At 70.1% G+C, this 20883-nt stretch carries 20 protein-coding genes and 1 pseudogene; 13 read left to right on the top strand and 8 right to left on the bottom strand.

Features of this window, described 5'->3' with window-relative positions:
• Positions 1-47 precede the first annotated feature (47 nt).
• The 4 genes from ABZ911_RS38400 to ABZ911_RS38385 are packed head-to-tail and all read left to right on the top strand — an operon-like array spanning position 48 to position 6095.
• Complete coding sequence (locus ABZ911_RS38400) at positions 48-1649, top strand: D-aminoacylase (RefSeq protein WP_358067935.1); 1602 nt, start codon at positions 48-50, stop codon at positions 1647-1649.
• 17 nt (positions 1650-1666) lie between these two features.
• Positions 1667-3439 carry a serine hydrolase gene (locus ABZ911_RS38395; protein WP_358067932.1) on the top strand — a complete coding sequence of 591 codons (1773 nt, stop codon included), beginning with the start codon at positions 1667-1669 and terminating at the stop codon, positions 3437-3439.
• A 24-nt stretch (positions 3440-3463) separates the two neighbouring features.
• Entirely contained in the window at positions 3464-5221 is a 1758-nt protein-coding gene (locus tag ABZ911_RS38390) for an ABC transporter family substrate-binding protein (RefSeq protein WP_358067929.1), read from the top strand.
• A gap of 31 nt (positions 5222-5252) precedes the next feature.
• A complete protein-coding gene (locus ABZ911_RS38385; RefSeq protein ID WP_358067926.1) occupies positions 5253-6095 on the top strand; it encodes an aminoglycoside phosphotransferase family protein in 843 nt (280 codons plus the stop codon).
• Positions 6096-6169: 74 nt separating this feature from the next.
• On the opposite strand, the gene ABZ911_RS38380 is transcribed toward ABZ911_RS38385, so the two are convergent.
• The 3 genes from ABZ911_RS38380 to ABZ911_RS38370 form a co-directional block, all read right to left on the bottom strand.
• The gene (locus ABZ911_RS38380) at positions 6170-6709 is read right to left on the bottom strand and encodes a hypothetical protein (protein ID WP_358067923.1); all 540 of its coding nucleotides are present in this window, start codon (positions 6707-6709) and stop codon (positions 6170-6172) included.
• A 294-nt stretch (positions 6710-7003) separates the two neighbouring features.
• The gene (locus tag ABZ911_RS38375; protein ID WP_358067920.1) at positions 7004-7438 is read right to left on the bottom strand and encodes a nuclear transport factor 2 family protein; all 435 of its coding nucleotides are present in this window, start codon (positions 7436-7438) and stop codon (positions 7004-7006) included.
• Positions 7428-8009 carry a TetR/AcrR family transcriptional regulator gene (locus ABZ911_RS38370; protein WP_358067917.1) on the bottom strand — a complete coding sequence of 194 codons (582 nt, stop codon included), beginning with the start codon at positions 8007-8009 and terminating at the stop codon, positions 7428-7430. The genes ABZ911_RS38375 and ABZ911_RS38370 overlap by 11 nt, the downstream gene beginning before the upstream one ends.
• An 86-nt stretch (positions 8010-8095) precedes the next feature.
• Here ABZ911_RS38370 and ABZ911_RS38365 point away from each other — a divergent pair, with 86 nt between their 5' ends.
• The 4 genes from ABZ911_RS38365 to ABZ911_RS38350 all read left to right on the top strand — a co-directional run bounded on the left by ABZ911_RS38365 (position 8096) and on the right by ABZ911_RS38350 (position 11376).
• Positions 8096-9124: a hypothetical protein gene (locus ABZ911_RS38365; RefSeq protein ID WP_358067914.1), complete on the top strand. Its 1029-nt coding sequence runs from the start codon at positions 8096-8098 to the stop codon at positions 9122-9124.
• Entirely contained in the window at positions 9117-9872 is a 756-nt protein-coding gene (locus tag ABZ911_RS38360) for a class I SAM-dependent methyltransferase (RefSeq protein WP_358067911.1), read from the top strand. Before ABZ911_RS38365 ends, ABZ911_RS38360 begins: the two co-directional genes overlap by 8 nt.
• Positions 9873-9959: 87 nt before the next feature.
• A complete protein-coding gene (locus tag ABZ911_RS38355) occupies positions 9960-10502 on the top strand; it encodes a PadR family transcriptional regulator (RefSeq protein WP_358067908.1) in 543 nt (180 codons plus the stop codon).
• Positions 10492-11376 carry an alpha/beta fold hydrolase gene (locus ABZ911_RS38350; RefSeq protein ID WP_358067905.1) on the top strand — a complete coding sequence of 295 codons (885 nt, stop codon included), beginning with the start codon at positions 10492-10494 and terminating at the stop codon, positions 11374-11376. The genes ABZ911_RS38355 and ABZ911_RS38350 overlap by 11 nt, the downstream gene beginning before the upstream one ends.
• 38 nt (positions 11377-11414) lie before the next feature.
• On the opposite strand, the gene ABZ911_RS38345 is transcribed toward ABZ911_RS38350, so the two are convergent.
• The gene (locus ABZ911_RS38345) at positions 11415-12230 is read right to left on the bottom strand and encodes a helix-turn-helix transcriptional regulator (RefSeq protein ID WP_358067902.1); all 816 of its coding nucleotides are present in this window, start codon (positions 12228-12230) and stop codon (positions 11415-11417) included.
• A 57-nt stretch (positions 12231-12287) separates the two neighbouring features.
• Between ABZ911_RS38345 and ABZ911_RS38340 the strand changes: the two genes are divergently transcribed.
• From ABZ911_RS38340 to ABZ911_RS38320, 5 genes are all read left to right on the top strand, one after another.
• Positions 12288-13598 (top strand): MFS transporter, encoded by a 1311-nt coding sequence (locus ABZ911_RS38340; RefSeq protein WP_358067900.1) that lies wholly within the window; start codon positions 12288-12290, stop codon positions 13596-13598.
• A 124-nt stretch (positions 13599-13722) separates the two neighbouring features.
• Positions 13723-14205, top strand: a complete 483-nt coding sequence (locus tag ABZ911_RS38335; protein ID WP_358067897.1) for a hypothetical protein — start codon at positions 13723-13725, stop codon at positions 14203-14205.
• Positions 14206-14379: 174 nt separating this feature from the next.
• Positions 14380-14688 carry a hypothetical protein gene (locus ABZ911_RS38330; protein WP_358068001.1) on the top strand — a complete coding sequence of 103 codons (309 nt, stop codon included), beginning with the start codon at positions 14380-14382 and terminating at the stop codon, positions 14686-14688.
• On the top strand, positions 14585-14836 hold the full coding sequence (locus ABZ911_RS38325; RefSeq protein WP_358067894.1) for a cupin domain-containing protein: 252 nt from the start codon (positions 14585-14587) through the stop codon (positions 14834-14836). The genes ABZ911_RS38330 and ABZ911_RS38325 overlap by 104 nt, the downstream gene beginning before the upstream one ends.
• 116 nt (positions 14837-14952) lie before the next feature.
• Positions 14953-15462, top strand: coding sequence for a hypothetical protein (locus tag ABZ911_RS38320; protein ID WP_358067891.1), 510 nt, complete (start codon positions 14953-14955; stop codon positions 15460-15462).
• A gap of 71 nt (positions 15463-15533) precedes the next feature.
• Here the strand turns inward: ABZ911_RS38320 and ABZ911_RS38315 are convergent, their stop codons facing one another.
• The 4 genes and pseudogenes from ABZ911_RS38315 to ABZ911_RS38300 all read right to left on the bottom strand — a co-directional run.
• Complete coding sequence (locus ABZ911_RS38315; protein ID WP_358067888.1) at positions 15534-15983, bottom strand: hemerythrin domain-containing protein; 450 nt, start codon at positions 15981-15983, stop codon at positions 15534-15536.
• A gap of 177 nt (positions 15984-16160) precedes the next feature.
• A pseudogene (locus ABZ911_RS38310) lies at positions 16161-16978 on the bottom strand (metallophosphoesterase).
• Positions 16979-17139: 161 nt separating this feature from the next.
• On the bottom strand, positions 17140-19674 hold the full coding sequence (locus tag ABZ911_RS38305; RefSeq protein ID WP_358067885.1) for a hypothetical protein: 2535 nt from the start codon (positions 19672-19674) through the stop codon (positions 17140-17142).
• Positions 19675-19791: 117 nt separating this feature from the next.
• The coding region (locus ABZ911_RS38300) for an amidase (RefSeq protein WP_358067882.1) at positions 19792-20883 on the bottom strand (1092 nt) is incomplete at its 5' end.

The following is a 20883-nucleotide window of genomic DNA, read 5'->3' as shown; positions in this document are numbered from 1 at the left end:
TCGGATCGGATGAACTCTCGGAGGGCTGGGCAGCGCAGGATGCCCGCATGTCGACGACACTGGTTATTCGCGGTGGCACAGTCCATGACGGCAGCGGTGGCCCCGGCCGCATTGCCGACGTCCTTGTCGACGGCGACCGGATCGTCGCCGTCGGCCCCGACGCGGGCGGCCACGACGCCCCCGTGCTCGACGCCACCGGCCTGGCGGTCGCGCCCGGCTTCGTGAACGTGCTGAGCCACGCGTACTTCTCTCTGGAGAGGGACGGCCGCGGCCTGTCCGACCTCTACCAGGGCGTCACCACCCAGGTCTTCGGCGAGGGAGTCTCGATCGGCCCCTTCACCCCTGAGGTCAAGGCGCAGCTCGAGCATGGCTTCGAGCCCGGCGACCCGCCGCTGGTGTGGGACCGGCTGTCGGAGTTCCTCGCCCACCTGGAGAGCAAGGGCGTCGCCCAGAATGTCGTGAGTTTCGTCGGCGCGCACAACCTGCGCATGATCGGGGCGGGCTCGGACGACCGGCCGATGACCGCGGCCGAGCTCGACCACGTCCGCGGCATCCTCGACGAGGAGATGGCCGACGGCGCCCTCGGGCTGGGGTCGGCGCTCATCTACCCGCCGGGGTGCTTCGCCTCGACCGACGAGCTGGTCGCGCTGTGCGAGGTCGTCGCCCGGCACGACGGCATGTACATCTCGCACATGCGCAGCGAGGGCGACCACTTCCTCGACGCCGTCGACGAACTGATCGAGATCGGCCGCCGGGCCGGGCTGCACGCGGAGATCTACCACCTCAAGGCCGCCGGACGGCACAACTGGCCGAAGATGACGCGGGCCGTCGAGCGCGTCGAGGCCGCCCGAGCCGCGGGCCAGCCGGTGACCGCCGACGTCTACCCCTATCTCGCCGGGCAGACCCAGCTCGCCTCCGCGATCCCGCCGGACTTCCACGACGGCGGCTACGAGGCGCTCGCGGCCAGACTGGCCGACCCGGCCCAGCGAGCCCGCATCCGCGAGGGCGTCGAGAGTCCGTCGGAGCGCTGGGAGAACCTCTACCTCGCCTCGGGCGGCGCGGACGGCGTGATGCTGCTCCCCGACCCGAAGGGGCCGGCGGCACGGTACCGCGGCCTCAGCCTCCGGCAGGCGGCGGAGGAACACGGCACCGACCCGGTGGAGATGCTGCTCAAGCTGGTCGAGCAGGAGCCGGCGCTGCACGCCATGTACTTCATGATGGACGAGGAGGTGCTGCGGACCGCGCTGCGCAACCCGTGGGTCTCCGTCTGCTCCGACTCTCCGACCTACGCCGCCGAACCGCCGGACACCGACGCCCCCATCCATCCGCGGGCCTACGGATCGTTCGCCCGCATCCTCGGCAGGTACGTCCGCGAGCAGCCGCTGCTCACTCTCGGCGAGGCCGTGCGCCGGATGACCAGCCTGCCCGCGGGCAACCTCGGCCTGCGGGATCGCGGCGTGCTCGCCCCCGGCAACTTCGCCGACATCGTCGTGTTCGACCCCGCCACGGTCGGCGACCTCGCCACGTACGAGAACCCGCACCAGTACGCCCGCGGCATGCGGCACGTGGTGGTCAACGGGAAGACGGCGCTCGCCGACGGCGTGCCCACCGGGCTGCTGTCCGGCCGAGCGCTGCGGCGCGGACGCTGAGACGACAGGAGACTCGCATGAAGCAGCAAGTGGAGCGGGCCCTCGCCGCGATCGGCGGGCGAGCCTGGGTGCACGCCGTCGACCTCGACAGCGGCAAGGAGGCCGGGTACGGCGAGGACGGGCTCGTGGTCCTCGCCAGCGTCTTCAAGATCCCGGTGCTGGTCGAGCTGTTCCGCCGCTTCGGCGACGGGCGCCTCGACCCGGCCGCGCGGATCGACGTCCCCGCCGAGGGGCGGTCGGCGGGCCCCACCGGACTGTCCGTGATGGCCGACCCGATCGAGCTTTCGCTGCGTGACCTGGCCTACTGGATGATGAGTGTCAGCGACAACGCCGCCACCGACATCCTCGTCAACCTGCTCGGCACCGAGTCGATCAACGCCACCCTGCGCGAGCTGGGCCTGACCAGGACCCGGGTCGACGGCACCTGCGACGACCTCTACCGGATGATCGACGAGGACGTGCCCGGGGACGGGAACGACCCCGAGGCGTGGCGCGCCGCCCGGGCGGTGGATCCGGAGCGCACGCTGCAGTCCGGCACGCCCCGCGAGACCACCCGGCTGCTCGCCGCCATCTGGAACGACGAGGCGGCGAGCCCGGAGCAGTGCGCCGAGATGCGCCGCATCCTCAGCCTGCAGGCCTGGCCGCACCGGTTGCGTGCCGGGTTCACCGAACCCGGCACGCAGGTGAGCGCCAAAACCGGCACCCTCCGCTTCTGGCGCAACGAGTCCGGCGTCGTCGAGTTCGACGGCCGGCGGTACGCCGTCGCGGTCTTCGTGCGGACCGAGGACCACCGGTACCGCCTGCCCGCCGTCGACGCCTGCGTCGGCACGCTCGGCAGGCTGGCCGTCGACCACCTGCGGTCGGCGGAGACCCGCCTGAGGCCGCCGGACACCGCCAGGGCGGCGACACCCGAGCAGATCCGCGACCACGCGCGCGAGCTCGGCGCCGACATCTGGCTGCACGCCCGGGACCTGGCCAGCGGGAAGACGGTCGGCGTCGGCGAGAACACCCCGGTGGTCACCGCCTCGGTCTTCAAGGTGCCGGTGGCCCTCGAACTGGCCCGCCAGTCGGCGGCCGGCGAGGTCGACCTCACCGAGCGGATCACCGTGCCGGACGAGGGCAGAGTGCCGTCGCCGTACGGTCTGGCCGCGCACCGGGACCGCGTCGTCGTGTCGTACCGCGATCTCGCCCAGCTGATGATGGTGATCAGCGACAACGTGGCCACCGACCTCGTCCTCGACCGGGTGGGCAAGGACCGGGTGGCGGAGCTGCTCGCCGAGTTCGGTCTCACCGGGACGGCCGTACCGCAGAACTGCGCGGAGATCCTGGCCACCGTGGAGGAGGACCTCGGCACCGCCTACAGCGATGACGAGCGCGAGCTGTCCGAAGTGCCGCCGGAGCGCCTCCGGGCGTTGCGGGCGCTGGTTCCGGCGGAGACCTGCCGGACGACGCCCGAGGAGATCACCCGGTTGCTGGCCGCGATCTGGCGGGACGAGGCGGCTGCACCGGAGGCCTGCGCCCTGGTCCGCGGCTGGATGGGCGCCCAGATCTGGCCGCACCGTCTGACCAGCGGATTCCCCGGGGACGACATCGTGGTCAGCGGCAAGACCGGCACCTTGCCGCTGGTCCGCAACGAGGTCGGCGTGGTCGAGTTCCCCGACGGCGGCAGGTACGCCGTGGGGGTCTTCACCCGAGCCGACGACCCCACACCCAACGCCCCGCACCTCGACGCGCTGATCGGCTGGGCGGCCTCCGAGGCCGTCGCGCTGCTGCGCGACGAGCGCCCCTGATCCTTCTCACCTCTGGAGCCGACCATGGCCTTCCGCACCACATCCTCACTTGCTCTGACGACAAGCGCCCTGGCGCTGCTGCTCGCCGCCTGCGCGGGCGGAGGCGGAGGCGGAGCCGGCGGCGGCGGCGGCGGTACGACGTCGTCCGGCGACGGCCGCGTCACGGGTGACGTGAACACGGTGAACACCGCGAAGGTCGGCAAGGGCGGGACGGTGACCTACACGATCACCTACCCGATCGCGAACTGGAACGTGCTGAGCACCAGCGGCGCGACGTACTCGGTGATCGACATCTCCAGCGTGCTGCTGCCGGGCGCGTTCCTGATCCAGCCCGACGGGTCGGTGGTTCGCAACGAGACGTTCGTGACGAGCGCGGAGAAGGTCGGCGACTCCCCGCAGACGATCAAGTACACGATCGACCCGAAGGCGGTCTGGTCCGACGGACAGCCGATCTCGGCGGACGACTTCGCCTACACCTGGCGGGCCCTCGACCCCCGACAGTGCCCGAGGTGCCAGGCCGGCAACACCGCCGGCTACGACCGGATCAAGTCCGTCACGGGTTCGGACGAGGGCCGGACCGTCACCGTCGTGTTCGACAAGCCGTACGTGGACTGGAAGGCGTTGTTCACGCCGTTCCTGCCGGCCCATGTCGCGAAGACCTACGGGCCGACCGACACCGCCGCGGGTCTGGAGAAGAGCTTCAACGAGGGCTTCTCCACCACGGTCCCGAAGTTCTCGGCGGGCCCGTTCAAGATCGAGGAGTTCACCGCCGACGGTTCGGTGGTGATGGTCCGCAACGAGAAGTGGTTCGGCAAGCAGCCGAACCTGGACAAGCTCGTATTCCGGCTCATCACGGACGTCTCCCAGCAGCCGACCTCGCTCGCCAACGACGAGGTCGACGTGATCTACCCGAACCCGCAGGTCGACATCGTCCAGCAGGTCGACGAACTGCCCGGGGTCCGCTTCCAGGTCACTCCGGGCGCGTCGGTCCACCAGATCTGGCTGAACCACAACGCCCCGGCCCTGAAGGACACTGCCCTGCGCAAGGCGATCTTCCAGGCGGTGAACGTCCAGGAGCTGATCGACAAGACGATCGGGCAGTTCGACGACACCGCGAAACCCCTGCGGAACCACATGTTCCTCAGCGGCGCGCCCGGTTACACCGACGCGGTGAGCGAGTACGAGTACGGCATCGGCGACCCGGGGAAGGCGAAGAAGACCCTGGAGGACGCCAAGTACACCGGTGTCGGCTCGAAGCTCGTCGCGCCGGACGGCAAGGCCGTTCCCGCGCTGCGCTTCGCGGTGCAGGCGGGCGACAAGCTGCGCGCCAGCGAGGCCCAGCTGGTCAAGGCGGCGCTCGCGCCAATGGGTGTCGACGTGCAGATCGCCACGGTGGCCAACACGGCCGAGGCCGTAGAGGAAGGGAACTGGGCGATGACGGTCGGCACGGTGTCGCAGTCGCCGTTCACGGCGACCAGCAACATCCCGTACTACCTGAGCTGCCCCGAGGGCGTGGCCTTCTGCCGGTTCAACCTCAACAACTACCGCAACCCCAAGGTCGACACGCTGCTCGACGAGGCCCTGTCGGCCACCAGCGCCGAGGCGGCGACGAAGAAGCTGCAGGAGGCCGAGAAGCTGGTGGCGTCGGACTACTCGGTCCTGCCGCTCTACCAGAACAGGTCCTTCCTCGCCTACGACGCGAAGCTCGGCAACATCCGCGAGAACAGCCTGTCCTTCCCGACCTACAACACCGAACTGTGGGGCCTGCTGGGCGAGTCCTGACCGAGCGGTTGGTCCTCTACCCTCAGGGAAGATGACCTCTTTCGTCGAATCCCCCGAGCCCCTTCCCGAGATCCCACTCGTCGGCGGCGACGTCACCGCGGGGGTCGTGCGTGTCGGCGACACCGTGCGCCGTTCGGTCGGCCCCAACGCGCCGCTCGTCCACGCGCTGCTGCGCCACCTGGAGGAGATCGGGTTCGGGGGCGCTCCGCGGTTCCTCGGCATCGACGCGGCCGGGCGGGAGGTGCTGACCTTCGTCCACGGCGAGGTCGCCGGACGACCGAGGCCCGCCTGGATCGCCGACGAGCAGCGGCTGGCCTCCGTCGGCCGCCTCGTCCGCGACTACGACGACGCCGCCGCGGGTTTCGCGATGCCCGAAGGGGTACGGCCCGCCTCCGGCTTCTCGGAGCCGCCGGGCATGCCACCCGCCCCTTCCTACCCGGCCGAGGTGGTCGGGCACATGGATTACACGCCGGACAACATCGTGTTCCGGGACGGCCAGGCGGTCGCGCTGATCGATTTCGACATCGCCCAGCCGGTCGCCAGGGTGGACGAGGTGTTGAACGCGATGCTGTACTGGGCGCCGCTGGGCGACCCCGTCGACGCCGACCCGCTGCTGCGGGAGGTGAACGTGCCGCGCCGCTGCCGGATCCTCGCCGACGCCTACGGGATGTCGGCCGTTGACCGCTCCCGGCTCGTCGAGGCAGCCGTGCTGAGGGCGCGGCGGTCGTGGTTCTCGATGAAGCGGATCGCCGAGGAGCGGGGCGGCGGCTGGGCGAGAATGTGGGATGAGGGCATCGGCGACCAGATCAAGCGGCGCGAGGCCTGGCTGGACCGCAACGGCACGACCATCGACGCGGCACTGAACGCACCATAACGTCCGGCGGGGTTGCCGACTGTGCATCACAGGTTGATCTCTCGCGTCTCATCCGATCACACTTCAGGTAACGGCTAGCGATGTTCTAGCCACCACCAGCCGTCTCCAAGGTGGGTGACCGGGTAGATCGCCATGCCGAACCCGTCGTAGGGGCCAGGCGGGGGGTCACCCGGGAAGTGGGCGTAGCCTACGGCGTCGTCGGGAATGCCGATCCGATCCGGAAGGAACAGCACTGGGCGATCGCCGACCGAGTCCCAGATCTTCACCCGACAGTTGGCCGATACGAAACACAGGTGCTGCGGCAGCTTGGGCCCGTAGTAGCCGTCGCGTTCCGACTGGGCGAACCGCCCCTGCTCGACGAGCGTGACCACGGCGTCGAAAGCGGGCCGTTCCAAATGGAAGCGGGCCCAGATCCGGAGGTCGGGCGAGAGCCTTACGGCCGGTCCCGCGATTACCAGGATCAGCGCGAGGAGCAGGATCTTCCATCTGCGTCCCCGCGCAAGGCTGATCAACGCCACCGAGTAGACGGCGAGAGCCACTATCCACATGGCCAGCTCGGCAACGGGCGCCAGAATCCAAAGTTCGGTGTAGACCCACCCGAGGTGCAGGCTCACGGCCACAACCAGGCACGTTACCCCCGCCAAGACCGGCAGCCAGAGCCCAGCCGACCGCAGACCTCCAGCCCGTCCCCCGCCGGCGTCTGTTGTCGCAGCCATGCCCTGAAGCCTACGCATGGCCCGTGCAGAAAGATCACCACATTCGGTGCAGGAACTGTGCGGATCGCCGGCCGAGCCGCTCAGCCGGTGACCGTGGCCAAGCGCAGCCCCCACCCCTCGCCGTCAAGCTCCACCCACCCGATCACCGAGCGGCCGCCGAGCCGCCTGGATCACCCGAGGAAAGCCGGGTGCCTACGGCTGGGGCGGTGTCGGTGATCTGGGCGGAAGCCCGTTCAGGGGGGTGAGCGCGTCGGCCCAGCGGGTGGTGTCGGTGATCTGCGTGAAGTTCGCGATCAGGCCGTCGCGGAGGGTGAGGTCGTGGGCGAACGCGGCCTCGAACGCGCGCCCGGTGGCCCGGGCCGTGCCGCGGTAGTGGCCGAGCACCACACACCTGTCCGGGGCCGCCCACAGGTACTCGGTGGGAAAGGGTGCGGTCTGGTAGGCGCCGAAGATGACCGCCCAGCAGTCGCGCAGCGCATCGTGCGTGCCGCGGTGCCGTCCGCCTACACCGAGCGGCATGCCGCGGCTGACGTCGAGGACGAGTTCGGGGTGGAGGGTGGCCAGTAACGCCGGGGCGTCGGCGGCGGCGAAGGCAGCGTAGAGGGACTCGACGGTTTTAGAGATCACTCTCTAAAACTATCGCGAGCGCCGCCGTCTCCGCCAGCCGTACCGCCCGGTGCGGGATGGGCTCTCCCTTCGTCAGGTGCCGTCGCACCGCCGCGAGGGGGATGTCCACCAGGGCGAACACGATGCGTTCCAGGTCGTCGTGGCCGCAGCGGGTGGCCAGTTGCTCCATCGCCTGGACCGAGGCGGTGTTGAGTCGCGACAGTTCCTCGCCCAGCTCCTGCGGCCAGGTCAGGCGCAGGTCGTCGATGTGGTGGCGGAGCAGCAGCCTGGCCTCGTCGGGATGCTCGGTCGACCAGCGCACCGTATGGGCGGCCGAGCGGCGTACGGCTTCGGCCGGGTCGGGCGACCGTACCGCCTCCAGGAATCCCTCCTGGAAGCGGCGGACCGTTCTGATCCACAGGTGGGCGAGCAGCAGATCGCGCGAGCCGTACCGGTGGTAGATGGAGCCGCTGGGCGCGCCGAGGTGGGCGGCGACGGCGGTGACCGTCACCGCGCCCTGCCCGTCCTCGGCCGCCACCGCGGCGGCCGCGTCGAGTATCTGGTCCGCGTCGAACTTCGCCGGTCTGCCCACGCCAGCACCGTAGCGACTCCAGCGCGGCGGCAGGATTTGCAGCCGGTTCCAACCCAGATCACAGCGCTGATCGTTATCACCGTGTCATGGGAAAACTCCGCATGCTCCTGGGCACGTTACTTCTCGCCGGAACGCTCAGCGCGCTCCCGGCTCCCGCGAACGCGAGCGGCGAGCCGACCACGGTCGACAGCGTGCGACTCGGCACACCGGAATCGATTCGCGCCTACTGGACCCCGGAACGCATGGCGCGAGCCATACCGAAGGACATCCTCCACGGTACGGCCCAGGGCGCGCCCGATCAGGCGGTTGAGGCGGTCGGCCGAGAGGTGACCGTGGCCGGTGCCGCGCCCGCCCGGCCGCCGGCGTCCTCCTCGATCGGCTCGCTGGCGTTCTTCGCCACCCCGACGGTCGGCAAGATCTTCGGCGTCGACTCGGAAGGTCGCGATTTCCGCTGCTCGGCCAGCGCGGTGCCGGGTCCGGCGCGCAATGTCATCGCCACCGCCGGCCACTGCGTCCACGACGGTCCCGGCCTCGGCTGGGCCCGGCAGATGATCTACATGCCGTACTACAACAACCAGCCCGACCCGTGGTACGGCTCGTGGACGGTCGCCTGGATGCACGTCTACAAGGGCTGGAGCCAGGAAGGCAAGTACAGCTACGACTACGCCTTCGCCAGCGTCCTGCCGCGCGGCGACGGCGCCGTGCTCGGAGACGTCACGGGATTCAACGGCATGTCGTTCAACCGCAACACCAGCTACAGCGGTTCTCTCTGGGGCTATCCGGCCATCCCGCCGAGTGAGGGCGGCTGGCAGTACAACTGCAGCGACACCGTCATGGTCACCTTCGGCCTCGACCCCCGCGTGGACGACTGCCCGCAGATCGCGCAGCACGGCGCGAGCGGCGGACCGTGGATGTACGACTACCGCAACGACCGCATGTGGGGCCACGTCACGACGGTGACCAGCAGGGGCCACATCGGGGAAACAGTCTTCGGTCCCTTCTTCGGCGACAGCGCCAAACGGCTCTGGGAGATCGCCGGGGAGCGCGGAGCCAACCAGGCTGAGGCACTGTCCTCGCCAGGGGCCCGGAAATGGTGTCGCTGGGCATGTGGCTGATGCGTATGGTGCAGGCGTGAATCCTGCTGATTTCTACACAGGTATCGTCGCTGAGTTATACGGGCCGTTGAAGTCCGTCGCCCAAGATCCAGAGCTCTACGCGGCCTTTGTCCAGGAGGCTGGGTTCCCGGCTCTGGAGTTGGGGTGCGGGGACGGTGATCCGTTGCTCGACCTGCGTCGGCGCGGCCTGGATGTCGAGGGTGTCGACTCCTCGGCGGACATGCTGGACCGGTGCCGTCGCCGGGCGCGGAGGCAGGGCGTCGAGGTCGTCGTCCACCACCAGCGCATGGAGGCGCTCGATCTGCCACGCCGCTACCGTGCGATCTTCCTTGCCGGGCCGACTTTCAACCTGCTTCCCGACGACTCCACCGCTCTGGCCGCCCTCCACGGCATCCGCGACCACCTCGCCGAGGGCGGCACCGCCCTGGTGCCGCTGTTCGTCCCCTCGCCCACGCCTGCCGAACAGATCGGCCGAGTACGCACCGCTGTGGCGGACGACGGCGCCGAGTTGCGTGTCTCGGTACTGTCCGAGGAGCGCAGCGAGTCCGCGCGGACGCAGACGACGGTGTTGCGCTACGAGCGGCACCGCGACGGCGAGAGCACCATCGTGGACCGCCCCTGGGTACTGCACTGGTACACCCGGTCAGGATTCGAGGACCTCGCCGCCGCCGCCGGTCTGACCGCGGTGCCGAGCCTGGACACGCCAGACGCCTCCGACCTGCGATTCCACCTACAAGCCGCCGGGTGAGCCGCATCCGGCGCCATGTCCTGCCGGCGAGCCCCATCAACGCTATGCTCTGATACTAAAATAATTTAGTGTGAGAGTGGGGTGTTCATGTCATTGCGCATGGCCCTGTTGACGTTGATCGCCGGTGCGCCGCGCAGCGGGTACGACATCGGCCAGGAGTTCGAGGGCGTGCTCAAATTCGTCTGGCACGCCAAGCCCACCCAGGTCTACCCCGAGCTGAAGCGGCTGGCCGAGGCTGGGCTGATCCGCGAGCACGGTGAGGAGGCCCGCGGGCGGCGCCCGTACGAGATCACTGAGGAGGGTCTGGCCAAGCTGCGAGAGTGGCTGACGACCTCCTCGGCCGACCACTCCCAGCGCAACGAGTCCGTGCTGCGTGCCTTCGGGCTCTGGGTGGTCGCCCCCGAGGAGGCGCAGGCCTACCTGCGCGAAGAACGGGAGTACCACCGGGCGCGACTCAAAGGGCTGCGCGCGATGAAGGAGCAACTCGACACCTCCCAGCCCGCCGACAGGGCGGCGCTGCTCGGCGTCGAGGCGGGGATCCTGCGGCTGGAGGCAATGGTCGTGTGGGCGGACTGGGCCATCGACACCGTGGCGGCCTGGCCACAACAGGAGGACCACCATGCATCGTGACCTGCGACTGGCTGACGGTCGGCGACTGAGCTACACCGGCTTCGGCGGCCCGGACGGGCTGCCATGCCTGCTGGTGCATGGCTTCTCCTCCTCGCGCCTGCTAGCCGGCTGGGCCTTTTCCCGGGAACTGCTGGACCGCCACGGTGTGCGGTTCATCGCCGTGGACCGGCCGGGGTACGGCAGGTCCTCACCCAACCCCGGAGCCGGGTTCCTCTCCTGGGCCGGTGACGCTGTGGCGCTGGCCGAAGACCTTGGGCTGGAGCGGCTGGCCGTACTCGGCGTCTCCATGGGAGCAGGACCCGCGCTGGCGCTCGCCTCGGCACGCCCAGACCTCGTCACCAGCACCACCATCCTCAGCGGCATGGCGCCACTCGGCGCGCGAGAGCGAATGAACCCTGCCGCCCGCGCCGACGCCCTGTACTGGCGGCTCGCCAGAGTGGCCCCGTGGCTGTTGCGCCGCCTGTGCGATCTGTCCGCGAAGGCGATGACGCGTGCCGACAGAGCCGAACGCCTCATAGCCGGGGCTGAGCGGGCAATGCCGGACGCCGACCTGCGGATCTTCCGCAAGCTGATCCAGGAGGAGCCCGCGCGGGCCGCATTCGCAGCCGACGCCCGCGAGAGCGGAAGACAAGGGGGCGGAGGCATGCTCGACGATCTTCTGACCTACCTGCGGCCATGGGGGTTCGATCCCGCCACGGTACGTGGACCCGTGCGGTGGTGGCATGGGGTCGACGATCCGAAGGTGCCGGTCGCGCTGGCACGGCGGCTGACGGAGAGGCTCACTGACGGGGCGGCACGGTTCGTCCCTGGCGGTCACTTTGCGCCGTTCGCGCACCTCGATGAGATTCTCGCCCCTATCGGTGCTGAAGCCTGAGTTCAAGGTCGGCTGGTCTTGTCGTTCAAGCCGATGCGTCATCCTTCGTGTCGTTGATCCAGGCCCGCCGGTTCGCGGGCGAACAAGGCGCGGACCCGTCCCGGTGCCAGACCCACCTCCGCACGCACGGCCCGGGACAGGTGGGCCTGGTCGGCGAACCCCACGGTCGTGGCCAGTGCCGCGAGGTCTCGGGCGCCCGCCTCCAGGTGGGCGAGTGCCTGGCTGACCCGGACACGGGTGCGGAAGCGGCTGAGCGGCATGCCGCAGTGGGCGGTGAAGGAGCGGCTGAGGTGGGCGGGGGAGACGCCGAGCGTGCGGGCGAGCCGTACCAGGCTGGTGGCGTCGGGGTGGGCCGACAGCAGGGCCGTTCTGGCGTCGTCGGCCAGGGCCGCGGATCGTCTCGCGCGGAGGGCGCGTCGGGGGGAGGCGGCGCTGATCAGGGTGAGGATGCGGACCAGGTGGTCGGTCATGGACGGGAGGTCGCGGGCGGCGCGGAACAGGAGGCGGTGGGTGAGTTCGAGACGGCCGTCCACGGGTACGGCGACCGCGGGCGGCGGGACGCCGTCGGTGATCTCGTGCCAGAGGCGCTCGCCGACTGTGATGACGGTGCAGACGTCGTCCCCGGCGGGGTGGGCGACCCGGTGCTCTCTGCCGGGCACGAGAAGGTAGCCGAGGGTGGGGTCGGGGCTGAGGCGCTCGCCGTCGCTGCTGACGCGGAAACGGCCGCGCCTGACCAGGACCACCTCGTGCGTCTCGATGGGCCGCGGCGGTGACCAGCCGGGGGTCATCGCGGTACAGGAGCTGATCCGGATCGTGAAGTCCGGCGCCCACGCCGCGATCTCGGCCCTGTCCATCAGGGGGCATCATATTCGTTCAAGACCCGGCCACGGGCGGGGTGCGACCGTGCGGCCATGACGACGACCGTGATGACCGCCACGGCCAGGCGGGGTGCGCTGGTGGTGCTGCTGGCGGGGCAGTTGATGACGAGCATGGACAGCAGCCTGATCTCCGTGGCGCTTCCGGCGATCCGGGAGGGATTCGGCGCGGGCGGCGCGACCGTGCAGCTCATCGCCTCGGGGTACGCGCTCACGCTCGGCGTGCTGATCGTCACCGGTGCCCGGCTGGGTGACGTACTCGGGCAGCGGCGGGCGTTCCTCATCGGGCTGGCGGTGTTCACCACGATGTCGGCGCTGTGCGCGGTCGCGCCCACGGCCGGGGTGCTGGTGGCGATCCGTACGGCGCAGGCCGCGGCGGCGGCGCTGATGATGCCGCAGGTGTTCGCGCTGATCCAACTGGAGTTCGACGGGCAGGCCCGCAGGCGGGCGATCGGCCTGTACTCGATGACGATCGGCCTCGCCGCCACTCTCGGACAGCTCGCAGGCGGGCTGGTCGTGTCGGCGGTGGGCTGGCGGGCGGTGTTCCTGATCAACGTGCCCATCGGGGTGGGGACGTTGCTGGCCGGATGGCGGGCGCTGCCGGAGACCAGACGACGGGCCGCCAGGCTCGATCCCGTGGGCGTCGCCCTGCTGACCGGCGGGATGCTGGGGGTGATCGCCCCGCTGCTGCTGGGACGCGAGTACGGCTGGCGGCCCTGGACGTGGGTGGTGCTCGGCGCGGGGCTCGCCCTGCTGGCGGTGTTCGCCGGGCACGAGCGGCGGGCTTCGGCGCCGCTGCTGGAGTTCAGGGCCGTACGGCGGGCGTGGGCGGGGCTGGCGGCGTGCTTCGTGCTGGCGGGATCGTACGCCGCGCTGCTGTTCGCGCTGACCCTGCACCTTCAGGGGGAGCGGGGGATGGATCCGCTGCAGGCGGGGCTGGCGTTCCTGCCGTTCACGGTGGCGTTCGGGGCGATGAGTCTGATCGGGCCCAGGCTGACCTGGCGGCAGTTGCCGTCGGCCGGCATCGCGCTCTTTGCCTTATCGGTCGCGGGGATCGCCGTACTGCTCCCGTTGGGGCAACGGTGGTTGTGGGTGTTGCTCGTGCTCGCGGGAATCGGGCACGGGGCCGGCTACGCGCCGCTGATGGCCAGGCTGACCAGGGTGGTGGGGGCCGAGGGGGCGAGCGCGCTGGCGGCGCTGAACTCGACGGGACCGATGCTGGCCTCCGCGACGGCTGTGGCCCTGCTGGGCGGGTTCTACCTGGAGTGGGGGCTCACCACCGCGCTCACGGGGATCGCGGCGGCGCTGGCCGCAGGGATCTGGCTGGGAGCTGAACGACAGCGGTGAACAAAGCCGCGCAGGACGAGCGCCTTGATCTCAAGCCCTGTACCGTTCGGGGATGCTGCGGTGTGGGGAGTGCGGCCACTGGGAGCCTGCGGGTGCGCCTGACTGCGGGCGGTGCGCCGGGATCGTGGACGAGATCGTCGATCTCGGGTGGCGGGAGTTCATCGCGCGGGAGTACGGCACGCTGACGGCCCTGGACGAGCGCGACGTCGCGGAGATGGTGGTCGACGAGCCCAACAGGCACCCGTGGCGGGTGGTGGACGCCGCCTACGACCGGCTCGCCTGTCCCGAGTGCGGCGGCAGACTGAGCCGAGGCCCAGCAAGATGTGCCGCCTGCGACCTGGCCAACGGGTTCCGGTACGTCGCCATCGAGGTCGACCGGCCCGGCGTCCCGCCCGGCAACGAGCACGCACTGCGGGTCAACGTGTCCGTGGTGCGCAGGCCGTACGGAGTTTCGTGGCAGGAGGTACTGATGCGGCGGCTCTCCCTCCCGCTGCTTCTCGCCGGGCACCTGCCCACGACGAGACAGGCCCAGGCTGCCCGGGCCCTGCTCAACAATGGGGGCACGGCTGAGGATGTGGCGGAGCACATCTATCGCGAGTGGCGCTGACAACGCGGTCTCGCCACTCTCCGCGTTTCCGCGGCTCGCGGTAATGTCGGATTCCTTGAGCGGCAATGTCGCTTTCGGCCCTGGTCTATCGTGCGCGAAGTCGGAGGTGATCACGGTGCATCCGGTCTCATGACAGCCCCAGCCCGGGGCGTCACGGAGCCGAAAGGTGACCGTATGAGCAAGACCGACAAGACCCGCCCCTGGTGGGTGCGGATGGCCGACGCGCCGATGGTGACCTGCCTGCCCGTACATGATCATCGGTTCGGGCTTTGTACGCTGCCGGACGAGATCACCGCCGACAGCGCGTCCCTGAGCTGCCGCACGAGCGGCTGCTACTGGGGTGCCACCGCCTACTACCTGTTCGGTTGCGGCAGCAGCGATGGGTGTCGGGAGTGCACCGGCTACCACTTCCGGCGCGAAGAGCGCCGCCGCAGCCGTCACGAGGCGCGCCGCGAACTGCGCGCCTATCACGGCGAAGACTGAACCCTGGCACGTGCACCAGCACGACGACGAGGCGTTCTATGTGCTGCCGGGGACGGTTCATCTGTACTGCGGCGACCAGACATGGCACGCTGGAGCCGGAGCCTTCGTTCTGCTGCCCCGCCACCTGCCCCCGGGCGCCACCTCATGATCTCCTGACGTACCGCACCGGATCGGATCCGGCGCATCGCGGGCCTGCCCGACCGCCTGGTTGCTCCGGCAGGTGCGCAGCCACCTCCCCGCCGTGACCTAAGCAAGGAGAGCCAGATGAAGTCCGCAGCCGCGTTAGTCGCCATGGCCTCGGCGGCGATGATCCTGTCGGCCGGTACACCGGCGAGCGCCACAACCCCGGCCGCTGAGGGAGCGCAGGTGCGAACCGCTGGTGCGCCGGTGACCTGGGGCCCGTACTACTCGCCCGGCGGCAAGCGCGCCAAGGCGTCCGGCAAGATCACCCCGAGCGGCGAGAACCACGAGGTGATCCCCTCCGCCGCCACGCTGACCGTGTCCGGCAAGGTATCCGACCTGTCCCGGTCCTCATCCTGCGGGTGGGCGGTGTTCAACATCGCCACGGTCAACGCCGCCGGCAACCGGGTGACCTGGAAGCCGCGTCACGTACGCACCTGCACCTACCGCACGCCGAAGACGTTCTCCTTCACATACCACCGGGTCTACCAGGTCGAGCTGAAGGTGTGCGCCGAGGGCCGGGCGTCCAAGCCGTCGATCCAGTGCATCGCGGGCAACCCCGCCTGGAAGTCCCTCTACATCTCCCCGAACTGACCCTCGGGGCTCGGCACCCTGCTGGAACCCCCGTCGGCGCGACCTGCCGGTGCGGCCTCCACCAGGGAAGCTCACCTGCTGGCTGCGGACTGCTCGGGGGTGATGCGGTCCCAGGCGTCTATCGGCAGCATGATGACCGACGCGGGGAACAGGCCGTGCTCCTCGTGGTCGATGTGATGCCGCAGCCTGCCCAGCGCGTCCAGTACGGCCGACCAGTCCGGGTTCTCCCGGTCGATCGCGCCGAGTACCCCGTGGATGTCGTCATGTTCGGCGCAGAGCCGGTCCACTTCTTCGGCCAGCGACCCTTCGGCGCGCAGTTCGGCGAAGAGCCCGCTCTCCTCGGTGGCGGTGTGCGGCAGCAGCTGGGCGAGCAGTTCGTCGAGGAGCGTCGCGGCCTCACCGTACTCGCCTCCGTCGATCGCCCGGCGCAGCGCCATGGCGGTCTCCCCGATCTCCCCGTGCTCCTCCGTCAGCCGCCCGATCAGGGGAAACTCCCGGCAGCCGCAGTAATTGCACATCATGCCCGCCTCACCTCGTGGGAGTTCAGGATGCCTGCCGGCGATTTCCCCTGGTAGGGGCAGTGGTCGGTGAGGGGCGGGACTTTCGTCCTTCGCCTTGTCGCGCCGTACCAGCCAGCCGCTCGTCCGCGCCGGGCTACGCATGGTCGCGCCTATGTGCTGCGAAGGGGGAGGGAGGGATCACCGCCATTGGACCTCTCTCGGGCCTAGTGTCGGCTGGGAGCGCTGCCGCCACTCCCTGGGGTATCCGATCGATACCTCCTGGAAGGGCACGCCGTCGTGCCAGGTCGTCCGGGGGATGTGCAGGTGGCCGTACACAACCGCGCCGGCCCGGAAGCGGCGATGCCAGTCGGCGGTGCGCTGTGTGCCACACCACTGCGCGAATTCCGGGTAGCGGAGAATTCGGGTGGGTTCCGAGATCAGCGGAAGTGGTTCACCAGCACGGTGGGCAGCCCGTCCGGCACCTCCAGAAGCCGCTGCTCGGTTGACCGCAGGCGGGCTTCGCACCAAGCCTGCCTGCTGGGGTAGGGGTCGGGATGCAACAGCATCTCGTCGGTGCACACGATCCCGGCCTCGTAGGCCTGTTCCAGCGCGTCCTCCTGGCTCAGTCCGGGGGCCCGGAAGCTGTAGTCGTAGAGGAGGAACAGCGGCACGACCGCCGCCGGACCACCCACGCCCTCCCACAGTGGGTACGGGTCCTCAGGGGTCAGCACGCCTATCGTCCGGCACAGCTCCACGAGGTGGAGGTAGCGGTACTCGCCGCGAAGCTGGATCGGGTCACGCGGGTGCGTCCACAGCTCGTGGTTGCCCGGCGTCCATATGACCTTGGCGAAGCGGCTCGCGAGCGTGCGCAGCGCCCATTCGATGTCGGCGATCAGCTCCCCGACGTCACCGGCCACCACCAGCCAGTCCTCGTCGGACCCGGGCCGGAGGCCGTCGACGATCTTCCGGTTGTCCGGGTGTGCGACGTGCAGATCACTGATGGCGAGCAGCTTCATGACGCCGACGTCCTGTTCCGGGATCGCGGACCGGCAAAAGGTGTGGGGGCGAGCTTCGGCTTCGCGCTCAAGCCGGCTGTCCCTTCTTTCAGCACTCGAGCAGAGTCTCACAATCCCGCCGCACGCCCAATGTGCTCCGACCGCCCAAGCGAAGCCGGACCTCAGCCGCCGGTCAGCCAGGCGCGCAAGGTCTGGGGTGAGACCTCGTCCTCGATGCCGAGCTTCCTGCGGATGCGCGAGATGTGCGTCTTGAGGGTGTGTTCGGAGATGACGAGGTGGCGCGCGCACCGGTCGCGGAAGGTCGACCCCTCGGGCATCTCGGTGACGACCCGCAGGAAGTACGCGAAGAAGACGTCGATCTCGCGCCAGGTGAGGCCGTAGCCGTTGAGCAGCACCTCGACCGAGCGGATCGGCGTCCCCGCGGCCAGGGCCTTCTCGACGCGTTCGCGGATCTCCGGGTTGGAGCAGGTCAGCAGTGGGTCGCCGTCCACGGGCCCGGTCTCCGCGCCGGTCCGTGGAGCCTTCGACCACGGGTCGCGTGCCAGCGGGTCGGCGGTCCCGATGCCCTGCCAGTAGAGGCGCGTCATCCCGGAGTGGATGAGCCATCCGGTCACCTGCGACCGCAGGCGCTCGGCCTCCTCGTGCGCCCCGGAGCGCTCCAGCGCCATGGCCCGGTAGGCGGTCACGGAGCGGGCGTGGTGGGTGAAGCCGGCGTCGTCGAAGATGTTCTCAGCCCGGCGCAGCGCCCGCAGGGCGGCTTCGGGCTCGCTGTCGAGCAGGAGCAGTCCCCGGACCAGTTCGGCTCCGCCGCGGTCGACGACCAGGTCGCTCGCCTCCAGTTGCTCCGGCGCCGTCTCGTCGAGCGTCTGGGCGCCGTGATCGGAGCGCAGCAGCATGACGATGTGGTCGACGGTGGCGATCCGGCCGGCTTTGCCGTACGCCTCGATCGCGCCTTTGACGTCGCCCTGCGAGCGCAGCAGGTTGCCGCGCCACTGATGGGCCCACTGGCACTGGATGGAGTTGCGGTGGGCTCCGGCCTTGAGCACCGCGTCGAAGGCGGTCCATGCGCCGTAGTCGTTGCCGGTGAGGTGCAGGGCCATCCCCTGGATGATCGCGGCCCACCCGTTGTCCTCGCCGAGCGTCGCGATCTCGCTCTCGTCGAGCAGCCGGGCGGCGCTCTGCGGGTGGCCGCGCAGCAGCCGGGCCAGGGCGAGGTTCCGTTTGGCGCGGGCGTGCAGGCCGCGGCGCGGGTCGGCGCCCTCGATGTGGTGGACCGCGGCCAGCGCCTGCTCCCCGGCGGCGATCGCGGCGTCGGCGGGCCCGGCCTCGCAGCGCATCCAGCACAGGTGGGCGGCGAGGCTGGTACGGGCGGCGGCCGAGTAGCTGTCGTCCCGCATGGCCTTCTCGGTCGCCCGAATCGACTCGGCGTAGGAGAAGTCGGCGTAGCCGACCTGGTGGATCTCGCTCGTCGTCCAGGCGACCCCGTCGACGTCACCGACCGATTCGAAGCGGAACCGGGCCTGGCTCAGGGCCACCAGCGCGCCGTCGAAGTCGAGGCGCAGGCGGCGCAGGCGTCCCTCCAGGGCGGACAGCCAGGGGTACTCGTAGACCTGGCTGCCGGACAGGGCGAGGGTCCAGCTCTCCAGGTCGGCCGTCTCGACCTGGTCGATGGCGCCGAACCCGATCGAGCTCAGCAACCGGGCCGCCTCGCCGGGCCGTCCGGCCTTGAGGAAGTGCCCGACGGCCTGGCTGGGTTCACCGCAGGAGACGAGGGCCTCGGCCGCCCGCCCCTGGACCTGGGCCACCTCTTCGGCGGAGCTCTCGCTGTGCAGCCGGTGCAGGAGGAACTCCCGGAACATCGGGTGGAAGCGCACCCGGTGCCCGCGCCGGGGGACGGGCCGGGTGAAGAAATCGTCTCGCGCCATCTGTGAGATCGTGTTCCACGCGCTGCTCGGTCCGTCGATCGCGCGGCAGGTCTCCGCCGAGAGCGTCTCCAGCACCGCGAGGCGGCTGAGCCGGTCGATGTCGATCGGGCCGTGGTGGGCGAGGGCGTCGGTGAAGTACTCGATGAAGTCCCAGTGGCTGCCCGACAGGCGGGTCACCAGTTCGTGGGGCGGCAGGTCCCGGGGGCTGGTGGCGAGGACCAGGCCGGCCGGCCAGCCCTGGGAGCGTCGCGTCACCTCGCTCACGACCTCGTTGCGCACGTCGTATCCCTGCTGCCGCAGGAACTGCCGGACTTCGGCCGGGGTGAAGGCGAGGTCGGCGGAGGTGATCAGGTCGATGGCCCGGTTGGCTCTGAGCCGGCCGATGGGGGCGTTGGGCTGGCGGCTCGTGGCGAGGGCGACGGTCACCCCGGACTGGAATTCGAGCCAGTTGAGCAGGGCCACGGCGGTTCCCGCGTCGTCGACGCGGTCGAAGTCGTCGATGACGATCGCCGCGGGCCTGTCCGGGGCTCGCCCTTCCCGGTGCCTGGCGAGCAGGTGGTCGAGCCGGGTCAGCAGCGAGCGGGAATCGGCGCCCGCGGTGGGCAGCCGCAGCACCGCCGCGCTCCCGGCGCGGGCCGCCGCGTACTGGGCCAGCAGGGTCGTCTTCCCGTAGCCGGGGCCCGCGTGGATGATCGTCAGCGGTCGGGCGTCCGGCGACAGCAGACGGTCGACGAGCCGACCGCGCTCGATCACCCCTGACACCGGCGTCATGTGAGCCCCCTGTTCTTCCCACTCCTGACCTCTGGACGATACCCAAGCCCGGCGGGAGGGTTCGGAGCCGCGAGGTGCGCCCGGACCAGGCGGGTCCCGGCCGTGAGGCGTCGGCGCCTAGGGCAACACCCCCGCGGGCGACTTCAGGTGCCAGTCGGTGACGTGCTGGTAGGCGTTGGCGGTTTCGAGGACGGTCTGGTCCTGGTGGGGTCGTCCGATGAGTTGGAGGCCGATGGGCAGTCCCGCGCTGGTGAAGCCGCAGGGCAGCGAGATGGCGGGTGCTCCGAGCAGGTTCGGCAGCCTGGTGAACCGGTTGTGCGCCGCGAGTTTGTGATGCGGCCCGTGGGCCTGCGGCGCGAGCTGGTCGAAGCGGTGCGGGACGGTCGGGGAGGTGAGGGTGGCGATGGCGTCGACGTGGGTGAGGGCGTGGTGGAACTGTTGGGCGAAGACGGTGCGTAGGCGTTGGGCGCGTAGGTAGTCGCGGGCGGTGACGGAGCTGGCCAGTGCCATGCGGTCGCGTACGGAGGGTCCGATGGTGTCCTGGTGGGTTCGGACATGTTCCTCGTGGACCGAGTACGACTCGCCGAGGACGATCGCGGAATGTGCCGCGAGCGGCCCGTCCAGTGACGGCATCGTGACGGGGACGAGGACCGCGCCCGCGGCGTTGAGCTGTTCGACGGCGGCGGTGAAGGCGCTTTGGAACTCGGGGTCGACGCCGTCGAAGAAGAAGGTGTCCGGGATGCCGATGCGCCGGCCGGTGAGATCCGCTGTGGCGATGGCGGGGATGTCGAGGGGTGCCATTGCGGCGGTGCCGCGGTCGCGAGTGTCGGGTCCTTCGATGGCGCTGGTCACCAGTGCTGCGTCGAGGACATCGCGGGTCAGGGGGCCGACATGATCGAGGGTCCAGCTCAGAGGAAGAACACCGAAACGGCTGACGCGGCCGTAGGTGGGTTTGAAGCCGACGATGCCACAGCCGGAGGCCGGGCCTCGGATGGAGCCGCCGGTGTCGGTGCCGATGGAGGCGTAGTTCATCAACGCGGACACGCTGGCGGCGCTGCCGGAACTGGAGCCGACGGTTACCCGATCCAGATCCCAAGGGTTGCGCGTGCGCCCAAAGGGATAGACGGTCCCCGGTCCCATCGCGAACTCATAGGTCTGGGCCTTGCCGACAACAACGGCACCGGCCTCGGCGAGGCGTTCTACTACGGC

Origin of the sequence: Nonomuraea sp. NPDC046570, assembly GCF_040645915.1 — a bacterium.
Lineage (GTDB): Bacteria > Actinomycetota > Actinomycetes > Streptosporangiales > Streptosporangiaceae > Nonomuraea.
Note: the sequence above shows the minus strand (reverse complement) of the source record. Positions and strands in the feature narration are given on the sequence as shown.